17 protein-coding genes are annotated in these 19,689 nt (G+C 53.2%); 16 read left to right on the forward strand and 1 reads right to left on the reverse strand.

Annotation, left to right across the window (positions count from 1 at the left end; all coding sequences use genetic code 11):
• Positions 1–105: 105 nt before the first annotated feature.
• From C2I18_RS24135 to C2I18_RS24145, 3 genes are read left to right on the forward strand one after another with little or no spacing between them, the layout of a single operon-like run.
• Positions 106–1,761: a spore germination protein gene (locus tag C2I18_RS24135; RefSeq protein ID WP_249898259.1), complete on the forward strand. Its 1,656-nt coding sequence runs from the start codon at positions 106–108 to the stop codon at positions 1,759–1,761.
• Positions 1,751–2,962 carry a Ger(x)C family spore germination protein gene (locus C2I18_RS24140; protein ID WP_249898260.1) on the forward strand — a complete coding sequence of 404 codons (1,212 nt, stop codon included), beginning with the start codon at positions 1,751–1,753 and terminating at the stop codon, positions 2,960–2,962. The genes C2I18_RS24135 and C2I18_RS24140 overlap by 11 nt, the downstream gene beginning before the upstream one ends.
• A gap of 17 nt (positions 2,963–2,979) precedes the next feature.
• A complete protein-coding gene (locus tag C2I18_RS24145; protein ID WP_249898261.1) occupies positions 2,980–4,080 on the forward strand; it encodes a GerAB/ArcD/ProY family transporter in 1,101 nt (366 codons plus the stop codon).
• Here C2I18_RS24145 and C2I18_RS24150 read toward each other — a convergent pair.
• Positions 4,053–4,310: a hypothetical protein gene (locus C2I18_RS24150; RefSeq protein ID WP_249898262.1), complete on the reverse strand. Its 258-nt coding sequence runs from the start codon at positions 4,308–4,310 to the stop codon at positions 4,053–4,055. The genes C2I18_RS24145 and C2I18_RS24150 overlap by 28 nt on opposite strands.
• Positions 4,311–4,478: 168 nt before the next feature.
• Here C2I18_RS24150 and C2I18_RS24155 point away from each other — a divergent pair, with 168 nt between their 5' ends.
• From C2I18_RS24155 to pknB, 13 genes are all read left to right on the forward strand, one after another.
• Positions 4,479–6,353 (forward strand): bifunctional homocysteine S-methyltransferase/methylenetetrahydrofolate reductase, encoded by a 1,875-nt coding sequence (locus C2I18_RS24155; RefSeq protein WP_249898263.1) that lies wholly within the window; start codon positions 4,479–4,481, stop codon positions 6,351–6,353.
• 38 nt (positions 6,354–6,391) lie between these two features.
• A complete protein-coding gene (locus C2I18_RS24160; protein ID WP_249898264.1) occupies positions 6,392–7,288 on the forward strand; it encodes a YicC/YloC family endoribonuclease in 897 nt (298 codons plus the stop codon).
• A gap of 54 nt (positions 7,289–7,342) precedes the next feature.
• Positions 7,343–7,603: an extracellular matrix/biofilm regulator RemA gene (gene remA / locus C2I18_RS24165; RefSeq protein ID WP_006209218.1), complete on the forward strand. Its 261-nt coding sequence runs from the start codon at positions 7,343–7,345 to the stop codon at positions 7,601–7,603.
• A gap of 18 nt (positions 7,604–7,621) precedes the next feature.
• Positions 7,622–8,191 (forward strand): guanylate kinase, encoded by a 570-nt coding sequence (gmk, locus tag C2I18_RS24170; protein WP_249898265.1) that lies wholly within the window; start codon positions 7,622–7,624, stop codon positions 8,189–8,191.
• A gap of 59 nt (positions 8,192–8,250) precedes the next feature.
• Complete coding sequence (gene rpoZ / locus C2I18_RS24175) at positions 8,251–8,451, forward strand: DNA-directed RNA polymerase subunit omega (RefSeq protein WP_249898266.1); 201 nt, start codon at positions 8,251–8,253, stop codon at positions 8,449–8,451.
• Between the two features lie 233 nt (positions 8,452–8,684).
• A complete protein-coding gene (coaBC, locus tag C2I18_RS24180; RefSeq protein WP_249898267.1) occupies positions 8,685–9,920 on the forward strand; it encodes a bifunctional phosphopantothenoylcysteine decarboxylase/phosphopantothenate--cysteine ligase CoaBC in 1,236 nt (411 codons plus the stop codon).
• Entirely contained in the window at positions 9,920–12,451 is a 2,532-nt protein-coding gene (gene priA, locus C2I18_RS24185; protein WP_249898268.1) for a primosomal protein N', read from the forward strand. Before coaBC ends, priA begins: the two co-directional genes overlap by 1 nt.
• A gap of 70 nt (positions 12,452–12,521) precedes the next feature.
• Positions 12,522–13,007 (forward strand): peptide deformylase, encoded by a 486-nt coding sequence (gene def / locus C2I18_RS24190; protein ID WP_249898269.1) that lies wholly within the window; start codon positions 12,522–12,524, stop codon positions 13,005–13,007.
• Between the two features lie 5 nt (positions 13,008–13,012).
• Positions 13,013–13,948, forward strand: a complete 936-nt coding sequence (gene fmt, locus C2I18_RS24195) for a methionyl-tRNA formyltransferase (RefSeq protein ID WP_249898270.1) — start codon at positions 13,013–13,015, stop codon at positions 13,946–13,948.
• Complete coding sequence (gene rsmB / locus C2I18_RS24200; protein WP_249898271.1) at positions 13,945–15,345, forward strand: 16S rRNA (cytosine(967)-C(5))-methyltransferase RsmB; 1,401 nt, start codon at positions 13,945–13,947, stop codon at positions 15,343–15,345. The genes fmt and rsmB overlap by 4 nt, the downstream gene beginning before the upstream one ends.
• A 184-nt stretch (positions 15,346–15,529) precedes the next feature.
• The gene (gene rlmN / locus C2I18_RS24205) at positions 15,530–16,570 is read left to right on the forward strand and encodes a dual-specificity RNA methyltransferase RlmN (RefSeq protein WP_249898272.1); all 1,041 of its coding nucleotides are present in this window, start codon (positions 15,530–15,532) and stop codon (positions 16,568–16,570) included.
• A 6-nt stretch (positions 16,571–16,576) separates the two neighbouring features.
• Complete coding sequence (locus C2I18_RS24210; RefSeq protein WP_249898273.1) at positions 16,577–17,353, forward strand: Stp1/IreP family PP2C-type Ser/Thr phosphatase; 777 nt, start codon at positions 16,577–16,579, stop codon at positions 17,351–17,353.
• Positions 17,350–19,614 (forward strand): Stk1 family PASTA domain-containing Ser/Thr kinase, encoded by a 2,265-nt coding sequence (gene pknB / locus C2I18_RS24215; protein ID WP_249898274.1) that lies wholly within the window; start codon positions 17,350–17,352, stop codon positions 19,612–19,614. The genes C2I18_RS24210 and pknB overlap by 4 nt, the downstream gene beginning before the upstream one ends.
• Positions 19,615–19,689 lie beyond the last annotated feature (75 nt).

Consider the following 19,689-nt stretch of genomic DNA (forward strand, 5'->3'; position numbering starts at 1 on the left):
GGCTGCTGCTCCGGGACTATCCCTTTTGTCATTCCTGCTGATCCGAATAATGGCAGGGTCAACCGTGAATAATAGGACGAGCTTAAGAGAGAGGGGGATTGCCCGGTGTACGGGAAACGTCGTTCAAAGGAAAGTTCCGGGACAGGCGGTTCCGGTCAAACCCGCAGCAGCAGTGCCCGGAGTTTGTCCGGCCTGATTGAAGAAAGTATAGAGAATATCCAGTCAGAGCTGGGGAACAGTCCCGATCTGAAGGTCCGCAAGTTTCAGATCGGCGGAGCCAGTCCGGTCAGGGCTGCCGCAGTCCATCTGAGCGGATTATCAGATACGACTGCCGTAAACGAATTTGTGGTCGGGTCCTTGCTCGAGAATACAGACGGCATCACCGGCGATGCGGCAGACAGCGATACAGATCTGAAAGAGCTTATTCTGAGCCGTGCATTGGTTATCGGCGAGGCAGATGTGAAGGAGGAATGGAATGACATTATGCTGTCGGTATTATCCGGCGATACGGCAATCCTTATTGACGGCTATACAGCTGCCATTATGTGTGAGACCCGCGGCGGCGAATGGCGTTCTGTAGAGGAGCCGTCTTCACAGGTGGTGGTGCGGGGACCCAAGGACGGGTTTGTGGAATCTATCGGAACCAATGTGTCATTAATCCGCCGGCGGATCAGGTCACCGAAGCTGCGTCTGGAATATATGAAGATAGGGACGGAGACCCAGACCCATATCGGACTCATGTACATGAAAGAAATTACGAGTGAGGATCTGGTCCGTGAGGTCCGCCAGCGGCTGGAGCAGATTGTAATTGACGAGATACTGGAGTCCGGATTTATTGAGGAGCTCATCCAGGATAAGACGATCACACCTTTTCCTACAATTTATAATACGGAACGCCCGGATGTGGCTGTTGCCAATCTGCTGGAAGGCAGAGTGATCATCATTGTGGACGGGACGCCTTTTGTACTGGTGCTGCCGGCGGTATTCACCCAATATTTTCAGTCTGCTGAAGATTATTCGCAGCGCTATGACATCGCCATTCTAATGCGGCTCATCCGTTATGTGAGCTTTATTGTTCTGATTCTCGGACCCTCTGTGTATATCGCCCTGACTACCTATCATTATGAGATGATTCCGACCACACTGCTGATCAATTTACTGTCCCAGCGGGAAAATGTGCCTTTTCCGGCCTTTGTGGAAGCCTTGGTAATGGAAGGGGCCTTTGAAATTCTGCGTGAAGCCGGTGTCCGGATGCCCCGGGCGATTGGGCAAACCGTGTCTGTGGTAGGTGCACTGATTTTGGGCTCGGCAGTGGTGGAAGCGGGAATCATAACGCCGATCATGGTCATTGTAGTGGCGCTTACCGGTATAGCCAGCTTTGCAATCCCAGCATACAACATGTCTATTGCCGGCCGGATCATCCGTTTCGGTTTTCTGCTTCTGGCCGGCGTGTCCGGATTTTATGGCATCACCCTGGGGCTGATTGTGCTGGTCGCACACATGAACAGCCTGCGCTCCTTTGGCATTCCATACCTGTCACCGTTTGTACCGCTGTCAGTAAAAGGGCTAAAGGATACCCTCATTCGATTGCCGCTCTGGTCCATGAGACCGAGTAAATCCCCTCAGCAAATGCGAGCTGAGATGCCTAAATATATGAAAGTAACAACAGGACAGGACTTCCGGCTGTCCCCGGCCATTGTCAAAAACAGCAAACCACAAGAGCTCCATACGGAAGGGGAAGAGCAACAAGATGATAAATAAGGTTGTCTCTCTGACACTCCTTGCCTGCCTGCAGCTTCTTCTTCCGCTGGTTCTTACCGGCTGCTGGGACAGTGTCGAGCTGAACAGACGGGCTATAGTCTCCGGAGTCGCAATCGACAGGGGGCCCACGGAGGAGGAGAAATTCATATTATCCTTTCAGGTTATTGTCTCGGAAGAGATCTCCGGAGAAACGACGAGAGGCACCGCCCCGGTCGCCGTTTATACAGGCAAAGGACGTACCATGTTCGAGGCGCTGGCCAATACGTCGCGGCAGACTGCCCGTTTTTTATCGCTGGGCCATATCCGTGTGCTGGTGATCTCCGAAAAATTCGCCCGTGAAGGCATTAAGGATATTATGGATGTGCTTGAACGGGAAAGTGATACACGGCTGACCAGCCTGATTTTTATCTCCAAAGGCCAGGAGGCCAAAGACCTGATGACAACCATGACCGTATTCAGCAAAATTCCTGCCAACGATCTGGTGGAAAAGCTGGATACGACCTCCAAGCAGTTCGGCTACAACTACCGGATGGAGGTGGATGATGTGATCAGAGGCATTCAGATCAGGGGAGGGGGACCTTTAATTAACGGCGTGCATACTTCGGGGGACAGGGAAAAAGCAGCCTCTAATGATAATTTGAAGACCATAACCCCAGGGGCAGTTTTACGTGTTTCGGGTCTGGCTGTCTTTAAAGATGACAAGCTGAAAGGGTGGCTTCAGGGAAATGAGGCGCTTGGCGCCGCCCTGATTCATAACCAAATAAAAGAATACCCTTCACTGATCAAGGATCAGAGGGGAGGGTACATCGCTTTTAATGTGTATCATTCACAGCTGGAGCTGGGGGTAAATGCGTCCGATCCTGAGCATCCGGTCATCAACATTGAGATTTACCAGCAGGCGGCTTTAAAAGAGGCTTCCAGCCCGCTGGACCTTACTTCCCCGAAGGTTCTGGAGGGGCTATCGTCCGGCCTGCAGGCGGAAACCAAAAGACAGATTGAGGCGGCAGTTGCTGCGGCCAGGAGATACGGCAGTGACGTTCTGGGGTTTGGTGAAGAAATGGAAAGGGAGAATCCGCAGGGTTGGAAGAAGGTGAAGGACCGCTGGGAAGGGATTTTTGCTTCCTGTGAGGTCAACATTGATGCAGATGCTGTAATCAGGCATACCGATATGCGGAACAATTCGTTCCAGGTGAATCAATAACGTAAAGAAGGTGACGTATGGGGACTGTCAAAATCGGCCTGACCCAATTTTTCAGCATTACACTGCTGTTTGAACTGGGAACGGCACTGGTCGTCAATCTGGGGATGGGGGCAGGCAGAGACGCATGGATTTCGATTCTGGTCGGGGCAGTGGCGGGATTGGTCATGTTTGCGGGTTACACTTATCTGTACTGGAAATACCCGGATGAGCCTTTTACTTCTTATGCGCGGAAGCTGCTGGGCCGGCCGCTCGGGGCGGCAGTTGCGGTGCTGTATATCATTCTGTTTATGAATCTGGCGGGCAGGGATCTGCGCGACGGCAGCACCATGCTGGCGATGGCGACTATGCATAACACACCGCTTTTTATTTTGAGCACACTTATGATTATGTCAGGGGCTTACGTTCTTCATAAGGGGCTGGAGGTGCTGACCAGAACCTCGCTCGTCTTTTCCGCCATCGTACTCCTGATCGGTGTATTCAGCATCATTTTGCTTACACTGTCAGGTTCAATTAACCTCAACTATCTGCTTCCCATGCTCGAAAATGGCATAAAGCCGGTTCTGGTATCCGTAATCCATCAGAATTATATGTTTCCGTTCGGGGAAATGATCTGCTTCACAATGCTGATGCCCCACTTGTCCAATGTCAAAAAAGGACCCTGGGCCATTGCCGCTGCCATGCTGTTCGCTGCACTGCTGCTGAGCCTGACGATGGCGATGAATATTTCTGTGCTTGGGGCAGATATTGTGAAGCGTTCCCCGCTGCCGCTGATGCCGGCCATCAGCAAAATATCCATTTCGGATTTTATCCAGCGGGTCGATATTTTTGTGGTTATGGTGCTGATTATCGGCGTGTTTTTCAAAATGGCGGTGTTTTTCGCTGCCGCACTCATCGGCATTTCCGAGCTGTTCAAAATTCCTTACCGCAGGATGCTTTACCCGTGTGCCCTGATCATCCTGTTTACCTCCATGCTGGACGCCCGGAGCTTTATCGAGCATCTGGATGAAGGCGGACGGCTTCTGTATGTGGTTTACCCGTTTTTTATGGTGGGCATTCCCGTCATCCTGATCCTCATTGCCGCCGTGAAAAGCTATTTCTCCGCACCGCGCTCCGGCTGAGTGCCTTTGAACCAGTATATTGCGTCGGAGATGAAGAGGCTGAGCAGCATGACCGCGGCAGCAAGCTTCTCAGAGGCGGTATACAGGAGGTAATGGAAAATGTAGCTGATGTTGTGCATCCCGTAACCGAACATCCAGTCGCCCAGATACAGATAACCCAGGGAAAGCGCGGACAACAGCAGAATAACGGTATATTTGCGCAGCAGCTGTCTGCGCACTTTTTTTCTCATGCAGCTTGCTCCTCTCAAAAAAAGAATACGGCTAGTATGAGGCAAAAGGTGTTCCGGCATACAAGGGGCTGCGGCGTGATGCAGTTTTTGGGCCGGGCCTTCTTATCAACCAACCTGTTTTATGTTACATTAGTATGAAACTAATGACAGTATAGGGGAGGTTCTGCGGTGAAGCCGGATTTGCGCTCTGCGTGGAGTAATCAAGTTTTGGTCGGGGACGGAGCAATGGGGACGTTTTTATATCAAAAGGGGTTCCCTGTCGGCATCTCTTATGAAGAATTGAATCTGACCTCTCCCGAGGTTATAGAAGATGTGCACCGCAGCTATATTGAAGCGGGAGCGGTATTGCTGGAGAGCAATACGTATTCGGCCAATTATGACAAGCTGTCCAAGTTCGGCCTGGAGGACAAGGTGGAAGAGATCAACCGTGCAGGCGTACGCATCGCGCGTAAGGCGGCTGGAGAATCCGGATACGTGGTAGGTGCCGTAGGCTCAATCCGGGCCGGCAAACGGGCGAACCTGTCGGGCTCGGAGCTGAAACGCTTTTACGCCCAGCAGTTTGCTGCGCTGCTGGAAGAACAGCCGGACGGGATCATGCTGGAGACCTTCTATGATGTTGAGGAGCTGCACTTGGCCTTGAGGTCGGTCCGCAAGCTGAGCACGCTGCCGGTAATCTGCCAGCTGGCCGTAGATGAAACTGCGCGTACCCTCGACGGATTCACACTGACCGAAGCGTTTCATATTCTGGAGCAGGACGGGGCCGATGTGATCGGCTTCAATTGCCGTACAGGTCCTACGGGCATCAAACGGGCGCTCCGGACACTTCAGGGAAGTCTTACCCTTCCCGTATCGGTCTATCCCAATGCGGGGATTGCCGATTATGTGGACGGGCAGTACCGCTACGGCGCGACTCCTGATTATTTCGGGCAGATGGCCCCTGTATTTGCGGATATGGGCAGCCGGATTATCGGCGGATGCTGCGGCACTACCCCGCAGCATATTGCAGAAATCTCTGCGGCACTGCGCGGATATGTTCCGCAGCCGCTGCCTGAACCTTCGGTGAAGCCGAGCGCAGAGCGCATATCCGTGCATGAGCATCTGGGGGAGGATGCGGACGGAAGCAGCGCAGAACCGAATCTGGTAGATCTGGTGAAGGAGCGTCATACTGTAATTGTTGAACTGGACCCTCCGCGGGACCTGGATATTACCAAGTTCATGAAGGGCGCAGAAGCACTGCGCAGAGCCGGCGCAGATGCGCTGACGCTGGCTGATAATTCTCTGGCGGTAACTAGGATGAGCAATATGGCGCTTGGATCGCTGGTGCAGTCCCGGACGGGACTCCGGCCGCTTGTGCATGTAGCCTGCCGGGACCGCAACCTGATCGGTACCCAGTCCCACCTGATGGGCTTCGATGCCCTCGGCATTGACCATGTACTGGCAGTAACCGGTGACCCGGCCCGATTCGGCGATCTGCCGGGCTCGAGTTCCATTTACGATCTGACCTCCTTCGAAATTATCCGCATGATCAAGCAGCTTAACGACGGCATTGCCTTCTCCGGCAAACCGCTTAAAGCGAAGGCCAAATTTGTAATCGGCGCCGCATTTAATCCGAATGTGAAGCATTTGGACAAGGCGGTACAGCGGCTCGAGAAAAAAATTGCATCAGGCGCTGACTATATTATGACCCAGCCGGTCTATGATCCTGAACTGATTGTGCGGATTGCCAAAGCGACCGAGCATCTCGATATTCCGATTTTTATTGGCATTATGCCGCTTGCCAGTGGGCGCAATGCGGAATATCTTCACAACGAGGTTCCCGGGATTCAGCTGTCTGATGAAGTGCGGAGCAGAATGCAGGGCCTGGAGGGTGAAGCCGGCCGGGCTGCAGGTGTAGCCATAGCCAAAGAACTGCTGGATACTGCCACAGCGCATTTTAACGGCATCTATTTAATGACACCGTTCATGTTCTATGAGATGAATGTGGAGCTGCTGGAGTATATTTGGGAGAAGCAGGGGCGCAAATTGTCCCCCTTGTTTCGCTAGTAATAATCAATTACAATAGTGTAATGGATGTGATTCCGTTGTCATTTAGCATGACCGGATACGGTCAATCATCCCTGCAATTCGGCGGTTACAAGATTACATTCGAAGTCAAATCGGTGAATAACCGTTACTGCGAAGTAGTGCTGCGGATGCCCCGGAATTGGACGGGTTATGAGGATATGCTGCGAAGAAAGGTTCAAAGCCATATCAAACGGGGCCGGGTGGATGTCATCATTAATAGAGAGGTCACGGAAGAGGCAGCCTCTGTACAGGTTCTCAACCGTCCGGCAGTGAATTCCTACCTGAAGGCGGCGGAAATTCTCAAGCGTGAGTTTGGAGTTTCAGGGGAGCTGACTATACGTGAAATTCTCTCTATGCCCGGTGTAATGGAGCTCAAGGATGAAGCTGCGGCCGAGGCCGTGCATGCTCTGGAGGATTATTCAGAGGTGCTTGAATCAGGGCTGGAGCTGAGCCTGCAGTCACTGCTGGAGATGCGTGCGCGGGAAGGGCGTCATCTCGCGGCTGACCTGACGATGAGGCTTGGCCGCCTTGAGGAGCTTCACGCTGAAATGGCTGCACTTGCGCCGACAGTCGTAAATGAATACCGTGACAAGCTGCGCCAGCGGCTGAGCGTGCTGAATGACGGGACGTTCCCTTTTGAAGAGCATAAATTCGGAATGGAAATTGCTATCTTTGCCGACCGCTGCAACATTGATGAAGAGCTTACCCGGCTGTACAGTCATTTTGAACAATGCAGGGCGCTGCTGCTCAGTAACGAGCCGGCAGGCCGCAAACTGGATTTTCTCATTCAGGAGATGAACAGGGAGACGAATACAATCGGGTCGAAATGCAATCATCTGACTCTGGCGAACCTTACGCTTGAAATGAAGGCGGAGCTGGAGAAGATACGTGAACAAGCAGCGAATATTGAGTGATCACCGGTATCTGAATCAAGCAAAGATGTAACTTATGGGGGGAACAACCGGAACATGGCAATCAAATTAATCAACATCGGCTTTGGAAATATCGTATCGGCCAACCGCATTATTTCCATTGTCAGCCCGGAATCTGCACCGATCAAACGGATTATCCAGGAGGCCAGGGACCGGCATATGCTGATCGACGCGACTTATGGACGCCGGACACGGGCCGTCATTATTACAGACAGCGATCATGTCATTCTCTCGGCGGTTCAGCCGGAGACAGTGGCACACCGCTTATCAAGCAAAGATGACGATAACGATGAATAACAACAAATGGAGTGTATTATGTCAAAAGGATTGCTGATTATTTTATCCGGCCCTTCCGGCGTAGGCAAAGGTACCGTATGTACCGCGCTGAGACCGAGGATGCCTGAGCTGGTCTATTCCGTTTCCGCCACTACCCGCAATCCGCGGGAGGGCGAAGAGAACGGTGTCAACTATTTCTTCAAGAGCAGAGAAGAGTTTGCGGACATGATTGAACGTGACCAGCTGCTTGAATACGCAGAATACGTGGGCAATTATTACGGTACTCCGCGGGACTTTGTGGAGCGTACGCTCGAGAGCGGCAGAGATATTATCCTCGAAATTGAGGTTCAAGGAGCCCTTAAGGTGAAGGAGAAGTTCCCTGAAGGCATCTTTGTATTCCTGCTGCCTCCATCGATGGACGAACTGAAGGACCGGATCCGCGGCCGCGGAACGGAACATCCGGATGTGATCAGCCACCGCATGTCCGTTGCAGAGGATGAGATCGGCCTGATCCGGCATTACGATTATGCCGTTGTCAATGACGAGATTGATCTGGCCTGTAAACGAATAGAAAGCATTATTATCGCCGAACATTGTAAGGTGAGATGACATGCACTGCAAGCAACAGATAGATGAAATCACAGTAAACAGATGAAGAGGTGTCTTACGTGCTATATCCATCCATTGATGAAATGATGAACAAGGTCGACAGCAAGTATTCCCTGGTTGTCGCTGCAGCCCGCCGGGCAAGATTGCTCCGTGAAGGCGGCAAAACCGATGTCAAAGTGCCTAAATCCCACAAATTTGTAGGAGTTGCACTGGAAGAGATTTATGAAGACCGTATTGTTGTAACCCGCGGCGAAGAATAGTCTGCATTGCCCTGCTATACCTATTGTGGAAACGGACACTGCCTGCAGTCAGGGCGGCGTTACCGTTTCTTCTTAGGTTAGGAGGCCTGCACAATTTACAACTCTCAACTGACGGCCCGTTCGGGGCTGTTCCTGACAACCGGAAGGTTGTTATTTTTTTAAGCGGATTTTCGGATTTTGACGGAAATGAATCATACCAAGTTATCAGTTTAGGCAAGGGACAGGGGGAAATCATGTTGAACAGCCTGAAGGGTAAACGAATCATCCTGGGAATTACCGGTGGGATAGCTGCTTACAAAGCGGCTGCCCTGACCAGCAAGCTCACGCAAAAGGGCGCAGAGGTGCATGTTATTATGACTGCTTCAGCCAAACAGTTCATCACCGAGCTGACATTGCAGTCACTGTCCAAGCAGCGGGTATACAGCGACACGTTCCAGGAGCGGGATCCGGAGGCGATAGCGCATATTGATTTGGCCGACACTGCGGATCTGGTTCTGATTGCACCGGCTACTGCGAACATCATCGGCAAAATGGCCCATGGCATCGCTGATGACATGCTCACCAGCACGCTGCTCGCGGTTACGGCGCCGGTGATGGTTGCTCCGGCGATGAACGTCCATATGTACCAGCATCCCGCTGTGATCAGCAACATGAAGATCCTCGCAGAACGCGGTATTCAATTTATTGAACCGGGGGAAGGCCTGCTGGCCTGCGGTTATGTGGGTAAAGGACGGCTTGAGGAGCCCGAGACGATTGTACGGGTAGTAGAGAATTATCTGGCACAGCGGGACAGCACCGCCTCAGGACCGCTGAAGGGGAAGAAGGTTATGGTCACTGCCGGCGGAACCATTGAGCGCATTGATCCTGTGCGGTACATTTCCAATGACTCATCGGGAAAAATGGGCTTTGCGGTAGCCCGCGCTGCGCGTGCGCTGGGTGCGGAGGTAACGCTGGTGGTTGCGAGAACGGATGAAGCGCCGCCGCAGGACCCTGCCATCGAAATCGTCCGGGCATCATCGGCCCAGGACATGTACGAGGCTGTGTCCGGCCGCTGGAGCGATTGCGATATATTGGTCAAAGCGGCAGCGGTGGCGGATTACCGGCCTAAGGAGAGCGCGGGTTCCAAAATCAAAAAAAGCGGGGACACCCTAACGCTGGAATTGGTGAAGACTACAGATATACTTGAAACGCTGGGCCGGAGTAAAAACAAGCAGTTCCTGATCGGATTCGCCGCCGAGACAGGAAATGCGGAAGTCTATGCCAAGGACAAGCTGGTCCGTAAAAACCTGGATCTGATCGTGGCCAATGATGTCGCTGTGGAAGGAGCGGGCTTTGGAACGGATACGAATATCGTATCTATATATGATGCTGGCGGCCTGGTGCTGGATCTCCCGCTGGTCTCCAAGGATGAGGTAGCCCGCCGTCTCATGCTCCTGGCGGCAGAACGGACCTCTGGAGCTGCACTATAATGGATATTGCCAAGGTCATTGTCGATGTTCCTGTGCGCAGCACTGACCGGCCGTTTGATTATCTGATTCCGGGAGCATTAAAGCTGTGGATTGAGGTGGGCAGCCGGGTGGCGGTTCCCTTCGGGCACCGCACGGTCCAGGGCTTTGTAGTCTCTCTGGAATCCGGTGAGACGGGTTCTGTGTCCAAGCTGAAGCCGGTCCAGGAAGTGCTGGATCTGATGCCGCCGCTCTCTCCAGAGCTGGTAGAGCTGGCGGACTGGATGAGCCAAAGGTATGCCTGCAGAAGAATATCCGCACTGCAGGCCATGCTTCCAACTGCACTCAAGGGCAAGGCGGAACGGCTGATTTCTCTCGGGGAAGCCGCAGAGTCTTCCGGAGTGGCGGAGGACGAGCTGTTTCCGATGTTTCTGGACACAGACCAGGAGGAGCAGCAGATTATCGATTTCGTAAGGCGCAGCGGTGAAGTTTCCATGAGACAGCTGACCCGGAGTTTTCCTGAAGCGGCGGAGACGGTGAAATTTATGCTCCGCCGGGGCGTGCTGGCCGAAACCCAGTCCATCAAGGATAAGATGGGCAAAAAGAAGCTCAAAGCTGTAGATCTGGCCATTGGTGTTGCGGCTGCGCGCGAATCGCTTGCCAGCTTTCCGGCTCGTTCGGCCCGGCAAAAGGAAGTGCTCGCTTTTCTGGTCGAAATGGAGCCGATGCTGCCTATGCCGATGAAGGATCTGCTGGCCGTGCTGCAGGTGACAGCCGGGACCGTTAAGGCGCTGGAGGATAAGGGATATATTGAAATCAGCGAGGTTGAGGTATACCGTGACCCGTATCGGGGACGGGACTTCAAGCCCAGTACGCCGCTGCCGCTCACGCCCGAGCAGGAATCGGTGTATAAGCGGATTACCAGAGCGGTTGATGAACAGCGCCATGAGGTGTTTTTGCTGCATGGGGTTACCGGCAGCGGGAAAACAGAGATTTATCTGCAGTGTATCCAGCGTGTAGTGGAACAGGGCCGGCAGGCTGTCGTCCTGGTTCCGGAAATTGCGCTCACACCCCAGATGGTTGAACGGTTTAAAGGCAGATTCGGCAGCGGAGTAGCGGTGATGCACAGCCGCTTGTCTGTAGGCGAAAGGTATGATGAATGGCGGAAGATCCGTGAGGGCAAAGCATATGTGGCCGTAGGTGCGCGTTCAGCGGTGTTTGCTCCGTTCGCAAATCTCGGTCTCATCATTATGGATGAGGAGCATGAGAGCTCTTATAAACAGGAAGAGAACCCGAAGTATCATGCCCGTGATGTCGCTGTCCGCCGTGCGGAGCAGGGCGGTGCCGCTGTAATTCTCGGTTCTGCCACCCCTTCGCTGGAGAGCTATCATGCGGCCAGGTCGCAAAGTGATATTCATTTCTCGCCGATCCTGCTGGAGATGCCGACACGGGCGCTGGGCAATGAACTGCCAAAGGTGCATGTTGTTGATATGCGAGACGAGCTGAAAGAAGGCAACCGTTCCATGTTCAGCCGCAGGCTGCACGCTGCACTTGCAGACAGGCTGGAACGCGGTGAACAGACCGTGCTGCTGCTGAACCGCAGAGGCTTCTCAACGTTTGTCATGTGCCGGAGCTGCGGTTATGTTGCCGGATGTCCGGAATGCGATATCTCGCTGACCTACCACAGCCGCAGCGACAATCTGCGCTGCCATTATTGCGGTCATGCCGAGCCGGCGCCGAAGATATGTCCGGAATGCGGCAGTGAGCATATCCGCTTTTTTGGTACGGGAACACAGCGGGTGGAGGAAGAACTGGGCAAGCTGTTTCCGGGAATCCGGGTGATCCGGATGGATGTAGATACGACCACGGAGAAAGGCTCGCATGAGAAGCTGCTGAACCAGTTCAGGGACAAAAAAGCCGATGTGCTTCTGGGCACGCAGATGGTCGCCAAAGGCCTGGATTTCCCTGATGTTACGCTGGTTGGTGTCATCACGGCGGACTCCGCATTGAATCTGCCTGATTTCCGTGCGGGAGAAAAAACGTTCCAGCTGCTGACTCAGGTGGCAGGCCGGGCCGGACGGCACCAGCTTCCGGGTGAGGTCGTAGTCCAATCCTACACACCGGAGCACTACTCCATTGTCCATGCCAGCGGCCATGACTATAACTCTTTTGTGCGTGAAGAGCTCAAGCACCGCAGGGAACTGCACTACCCGCCATACTGCAGGCTCATTCTTGTGACGCTGTCCCATGAGCAGCTTCCGCTGCTGCTCAAAATGGCCGAGAACTACGCGCTGAATATCCAGGGCAAAGCAAGGCAGCTGCGCTGGTACGGCAGTCTGGACAAGCTGTCTTCAGATGCGCTTGATCTTTTGGGACCGGTAGCTTCCCCTTTGCCGCGGCTGAAAGGAAGATACAGGTTTCAGTGCATTATTAAATGGCGGGGTTCCATAGATGCAATCGGGTTAGCCAAGCAGGTGGCGGAAGAGCTGGAGGATTCGGTACGGGATAACGGACTGCAGATCAGCATAGACGTCGACCCGCAAATGTTGATGTAGTTGACCTGCGTGGTACAATGGGAATGGATTTTCACATGACAATGTTTAGAACAAGGAAGGTGTTTTTATAATGGCTATCAGACTGATCGTAAAAGAACCGGATGAGGTGCTTCATAAGACAGCAAAGACGGTAACGAAGGTAACGCCTAATGTGCAGAAGCTGCTTGATGATATGGCGGATACAATGTACGACGCGGAAGGCGTGGGCCTGGCAGCTCCGCAGGTAGGTATCCTGAAACGGCTGATTGTCGTTGATGCCGATGAAGAGCACGGGCTGATCAAGCTGATCAATCCTGAAATTGTCAGTACGGAAGGCGAACAGTTCGGGCCGGAAGGCTGCCTGAGCATTCCCGGGCTCAACGGTGATGTCCGCCGTGCGGAGACTGTCACTGTACGGGGCCTGGACCGTGAAGGCAATGAGGTGACCATTACAGGCAGCGGACTGCTCGCCCGGGCATTTCAGCATGAGATTGATCATCTGAACGGTGTATTGTTTACAGACATTGCCGAGAAGGTATATGAATACACCGCTGACCACAGTGAAGCAGGGGAGTGAAACATATGAAGATCGTATTCATGGGAACCCCTGCCTTTGCGGTTCCCTCCCTGAAGATGCTAGTGGAAGAAGGTTATGAGGTCGTGGCTGTTATTACACAGCCTGACCGTCCGCAGGGCCGCAAGAAAACATTGGTACCTACACCTGTGAAGGAAGCTGCCCTGGCACTTGGCCTGCCGGTGCTGCAGCCGGAGCGGCTGCGCCGGCCGGAAGCTGTAGCTGAGCTTGCCGCTTATGAGCCGGATCTGATTGTTACGGCGGCTTATGGTCAGATCCTGCCCAAGTCGGTGCTGGACCTGCCGGTAAACGGCTGTGTCAATGTTCACGGATCACTGCTGCCGAAATACCGCGGCGGAGCGCCGATTCAGCGCTGTATTATTAATGGTGAAACAGTGACTGGAGTAACGCTGATGTATATGGCTGAAGGCCTCGATACAGGAGATATGATCTCCCGGGTCGAAGTGCCGATTGAGGATGACGATACATCAGGAATACTATTCGAAAAGCTCAGTCTTGCCGGCCGTGATCTGCTGAAGGCCGAAATGCCGCGTCTGGCAGCCGGCCGTGTAGAAGCTGATCCTCAGGATGACAGTGAAGCAACCTACGCGCCCAACCTGACCCGTGAGGATGAACGGATTAACTGGAATGCGGATTCACTCAATATCTATAACCAGATCCGCGGTCTTGTGCCGTTTTCCGGAGCATTTACGCTCTGGAACGGCGAGAGCTTCAAAGTATGGTCAGCTGCAAAGCCGGTTGTCAGCAGTGATGGAGCAGCGGCACCGGGGACTGTGCTTGCGCTGAACGAAAGCGGTGTTGAGGTGAAGACCGGCAATGGAACGCTGCTGCTGACCACCGTGCAGCCGGCAGGCAAAAAAGCAATGAGCGCCGGCGATTTCAGCCGCGGTGCAGCCATGAAGCCAGGGACGGTGCTCGGTTGAGCGCGGCCGGCAAAGGCGGCGCGGGCCGCAGCAGTAACAAGAAGGCAGCTGCTTCCGCACGCGAAGTAGCGCTGGATATTCTTGTCCGGGTGGAACAGGAGGGAGCTTACAGCAACCTTCTTCTGAACAGCAGTCTGCAGAAATCAGGACTAAGCCGTGAAGATGCCGGACTTGCCACTGAACTGGTGTACGGAAGCATCTCCCGCATGATCACGCTTGATTATGTGCTGGACGATTTTGTAAGCAAAGGTATAACCAAGCTGCAGCCCTGGGTACGCAGCCTGCTGCGCTTAAGTCTGTATCAGATTATGTATCTTGACCGCATCCCTCCGCATGCAGCAGTCAATGAGGCTGTTAACATTGCCAAGAAGCGCGGGCATCAGGGAATCTCAGGTATGGTGAACGGAGTCCTGCGCAACGTGCTTCGTGCAGGTGAGCTGCCGGTGCTCAAAGCAGGGCTGAGCGAGGAAGAACGGATTTCCATTCTTCATTCCCATCCGCTCTGGATGGTGCGCGAATGGAGTGCCCAGTACGGCCTGGAGACCGCTGCAGCTATGTGTGCGGCCAACAATGAGCCGCCGGCGGTCAGTGTACGCGTAAATACGACGATGATCAGCCGTGAAGCACTGCTGGCCCAGATGCTTGAAGCCGGACTGGATGCTTCCGAGTCCATATTGAGCCCGTTCGGTATTGTTGTAAAAGGCGGCGGCAATCTGGCCCTTACCTCCTGGTACAGTGACGGTTATTTATCCGTACAGGATGAGAGTTCGATGCTCGTAGCTGAGGCTGTAGCTCCGGAACCGGGGATGAAAGTGCTGGATTGCTGCGCTGCACCCGGCGGCAAAAGCGCCCATATGGGCGAATTAATGAAGGACCAGGGCAGTATTTATGCCAATGACCTGCATGAACACAAAGCAAAGCTGGTTACAAGCCAGGCGGAACGTCTAGGCCTGGACTGCATCACAGCAGGAAGCAGCGATGCGCTGGATCTGGCACAGTCGCTTGAGGCAGCTTCCTTTGACCGGATTCTGCTGGATGCGCCCTGCTCCGGTCTGGGCGTCATCCGCCGCAAGCCGGATCTGAAATGGCGGAAGCAGCCCGAGGATGTGGCCGGCATAGCCGCCCTGCAGGGCGAACTGCTGCAGTCCGTCTCTAGGCTCCTGAAGCCGGGCGGCGTGCTGGTATACAGCACCTGCACCACAGAGCAGGCGGAGAACAGCCGTGTAGTTTCGGAATTTCTGGAGAATAATTCCGGCTTTGCATCCGTGACTTTTAATTCACCGGTATGGGACCGGCTCAGCGGCACGGCGCTTGCTGAAGGCGAAGGGATACAGCTTCTGCCGCAGCATTATGGAAGCGACGGTTTTTATATTGCACGTATTGAACGACTCTTGTAAAATAGTAGATCTGCATCGTAATGAGAGAACTCCCGCCCGCAGGACTTTGTGCGCGGCGGGCTTTTCTTTTACCGTCTCTGAAATTTGTGTTAAAATAGGAAGAATGAGAAATAATACGCATATGGATATCATTAAGCGTATTGCAGTTTATCAATAAAATACGAAAGCACAGGTGCTAACTATAATGAAACCTTTAATATATGATTTTTCTCTGGAAGAGCTGCAGCAGTGGGCCAAGGATAACGGTGAGCCTGCTTTCCGCGGCGGCCAGATTTTTGACTGGCTGTATGTGAAGCGAGTGAATGACTTTGAATCCATGAGCAACTTGTCTAAGGCGCTGCGGGCCAAGCTGGATGAACAGTTCAGTATCAATGCCCTGACTGAAATTACGAAGCTGGAATCGAAGGACGGTACGGTGAAATTCCTGTTTGGACTGCATGACGATCATGCCATCGAAACAGTTATTATGAAGCATAACTATGGCAACAGTGTCTGCGTAACAACACAGGTAGGCTGCCGGATCGGCTGCACCTTCTGTGCATCAACGCTCGGGGGGCTGAAACGCGACCTGACAGCAGGTGAAATTGTTGCCCAGGTTGTCCGTTCCCAGCAAATTCTGGATGCCCGCGGTGAGCGCGTAAGCAGTATTGTAATTATGGGTACAGGCGAGCCGTTCGAAAATTATGATGCCACCATGAGATTCCTGCGCCTGATGATTCATGAAAAAGGCCTGAACATCGGCCAGCGCCACATTACCGTCTCCACCAGCGGAATTGTTCCGAACATCTACAAATTTGCTGATGAAGATACCCAGATCAATCTGGCGATTTCGATCCATGCGCCTAACGATGCATTGCGCTCCAAGCTGATGCCTGTTAACCGCCGTTACCCGTTTGACGATGTTATTGAATCACTGCGTTATTATCAGGCCAAGACCGGGCGCCGGATCAGCTTCGAATATGCCCTGATCGGCGGGGTCAATGACCAGCCGGAGCATGCGAAGGAGCTGGCCGGCGTGCTTAAGAGCATGCTGTGCCATGTTAACCTCATCCCGGTTAATCATGTGCCTGAACGCAAATATGTACGGACTTCCCGCAATGATATTTTTGAATTTCAGCGTATTCTGGCCGACCAGGGTGTGAATGTAACGATCCGCCGTGAGCAGGGCCATGATATTGCGGCCGCATGCGGACAGCTGCGCGCCAAACATATGGAGTTGAGGTGAGGATAGTTGATCAGAACAGTTCATGCCAGCGACATTGGCCGGGTACGTACGGTAAATGAGGATTCTGTCTGGATCGGCGCCACGCGCCACGGTTATACACTCGGCATTATAGCCGATGGAATGGGCGGACATTTGGCTGGAGATACCGCGAGCAGGCTCGCTCTGGAGAGTATGAGGAGCACGCTCGATGAACTTCAGCCCGAACTGTCAAAGGAAGAGCTTGGAACTGCGCTCTCCTCTGCAATTAAGGAAGCCAACCACACCGTTCACAGTGAGGCTTCGCGTGACGAGAAGTACCACAACATGGGTACGACTGTTGTATCGGTTCTGCTGAAGGGGACCGCAGGCTATATTGGCCATGTCGGTGACAGCAGAGCTTATCTTGTGAAGGACGGTGCTGCATTTCAGTTAACCGAGGATCATACGCTGGTCAATGAGCTGTTCAAGAACGGCCAGATCAGCCTGGAGGAGCTTGGCAGCCATCCCCGCCGCAATGTACTGACAAGAGCGATGGGGACGGATGCAGAGGTAACTGCGGATCTGGCGCCTGTCAGTCTGGCGCCCGGTGAGCTGCTGCTGCTGTGCAGCGACGGGCTCAGCAATTTTGTCAGCCAGGAGCATCTGGGCAAGGTTGCAGGAATCCGGGAAATATCCTTAGAGGAGAGAGCGGATCGCTTGCTTCAGCTGGCGCTGCTTGCCGGGGGTGGCGATAATATCAGCGTCGCTTTGTTGGAACATCAAGGAGAGGCCGCTGCGCCCGAGACAAAGGAGTGGAATAGATGATCGGTCACGAACTGGGCGGCCGTTATCAAGTCATCGAACGGATCGGTGGAGGTGGCATGGCGCTTGTATACAGGGCGCATGACATCCTGCTTAACCGGAACGTCGCCATTAAAGTATTGCGCAATCAATTTGTGCATGATGAAGAGTTTATCCGCAGATTCAGACGGGAAGCTCAGTCCGCCGCATCTCTGTCTCATCCGAATGTGGTCAGTATATATGATGTAGGGCAAGAAGAAGACATTCATTATATTGTTATGGAATATATCGAAGGCCATAATCTGAACGAGATTATCAAAGAACGGGCGCCGCTCCAGGTGGACGAGGCGGTACGCATCGCTTCACAAATTTGTGATGCACTGGATCATGCACACCAGAATCAGATTATTCATCGTGATATTAAGCCTCATAACATTCTGATCGGACGTAACGGAAGGGTGAAGGTAACGGATTTCGGGATTGCCCGGGCGGTTACCTCGACAACGATCACCCAGACCGGTTCGGTAGTAGGTTCGGTACATTATTTCTCACCGGAGCATGCCAAAGGTGTAACTACCGGAGAGAAATCTGACCTTTATTCATTGGGTATTGTATTATACCAGATGCTTACAGGAGTATTGCCGTTCCTGGGCGAAAGCCCGATCAGTGTTGCGCTGAAGCATCTGCAGGAGGAGTTCGAAGAGCCGCGTGTGCTGAATCCGCTGATTCCGCAAAGTGTGGAGAATGTGATTTTGAGATCCATGCGCAAGAACCCGGATGAGCGTTATCAGTCTGCCAAGCAAATGCTGCAGGATCTGGAGACCTGTCTGCTGCCAGAACGGCGCAGCGAAGCCAAAAGCACATTCCATGATGATGACGAGGATGAGGACAGAACGCGGATTATTCCGGCGATCAAACCGCTCCAGCGTGGTCTCGGTGCCCGGAACAGCGGGGAAGACCGCCTGCGCAGTATGGCAAAGGAAGAAGATGACGAACCTCCGGTTCCATCCAAGCGGAAGTGGGGACGTCCCGCATTATGGATCGGACTTACTCTGTTTATACTGATAGCAATGGGCAGCGTGGTTTGGTATGTGAACTCCAAATTGTCGGTGGCCGAGGTTACCGTACCTAAGGTTACGGGCTACGAGCTTGAAGAAGCAACAGCTATGCTGGCCGAGGCGGGACTTCTTGTAGAAGATCCGCCGACAATGGAATATAACCCTAACTTTGCAGAGAATGTCGTATGGGAACAGAACAAAAAAGAAGGCACGGTAGTCAAAGAGGGAACTCATATTATTCTCAAGGTAAGCACCGCGAAGACCAAATACTATGTCCCGTCCTTATCCGGAAAAAGCTACGATGAGGCTGTTCAAGCGCTGATTGCGGAAGGTGTGGCACAAAGCCGGATCAGCCAGGATCCGCGTTTCAGCGAAGATTTCCCGGAAGGCCAGGTAATCGGCTCTGAACCGGCGGAAGGAAACGAATATGATCCGGAGACAGCGGCGGTCAAAATCATTGTCAGCAAAGGCGAAGAAAGTATAGAAATGCCTGACCTCATCGGCTCGTCGGAATCCCAGGCGAAGAAGCTGATTGAAGGTGCCGGCCTGGTGCTGGATGAAGTCAAGGAAGAAGCCTCCTATTCCATCGAGAAGGGAAAGGTCATGGAACAATGGCCTTATGAGGAAGGCGACCTTGTCTCCAAAGGGGATAAAGTTAAAATCTCCATAAGTACGGGATTCCCGCCGGAAGCATTGAACTATACCTTTAATGTGCCGGTGGCACCGTCAAGCGACGGCAAGAAGACACAAATCCGCATTGTGTATTCCGATGCCCGTAATGACGGTGAACCGCAGGAGTGGGGAACACGCACGATTGGGAAAAGTCAGGTACTGTCTGTGAACCTGGTTCTGGCGCCTAACAAGGATGGAGCGGTCTCGCTTTATCAGGATGGCGAGTATATTGAAGCTTTTGAAATCCGGTATTCGGATGCCAAGAACGGCACGGTTCCGCAGCCGGAGCCTCCGGTAACAGAGACGCCGGCGCCGCCAACTCCGGCACCGACAGAAACGCCGCAGCCTGATCCGACCATTGAGCCGGAAATTCTGCCTCCGGGATCTGAAGAGGAAGAAGAGGCGGATGAGACTGCCGGGAATGTAGATCAGACAGGTTTTGTTACGGAGAGTCCGAACAGTAATGCCAGCCTCAAAGCGTTAACGAACAACGGAAATAACGGCAAAAAGGAAAAGCATCAGAACAAAGGCAACGGCAAGGATAAAGATTATTAAAGAGGAATAGACAGCTGCTGAACCGTCATGAATGCGGGCAAGGCTGCTGCCGCCAAATGACCCGGGGATATGAGC

The sequence above is a fragment of the Paenibacillus sp. PK3_47 genome, assembly GCF_023520895.1.
Lineage (GTDB): Bacteria > Bacillota > Bacilli > Paenibacillales > Paenibacillaceae > Paenibacillus_AQ.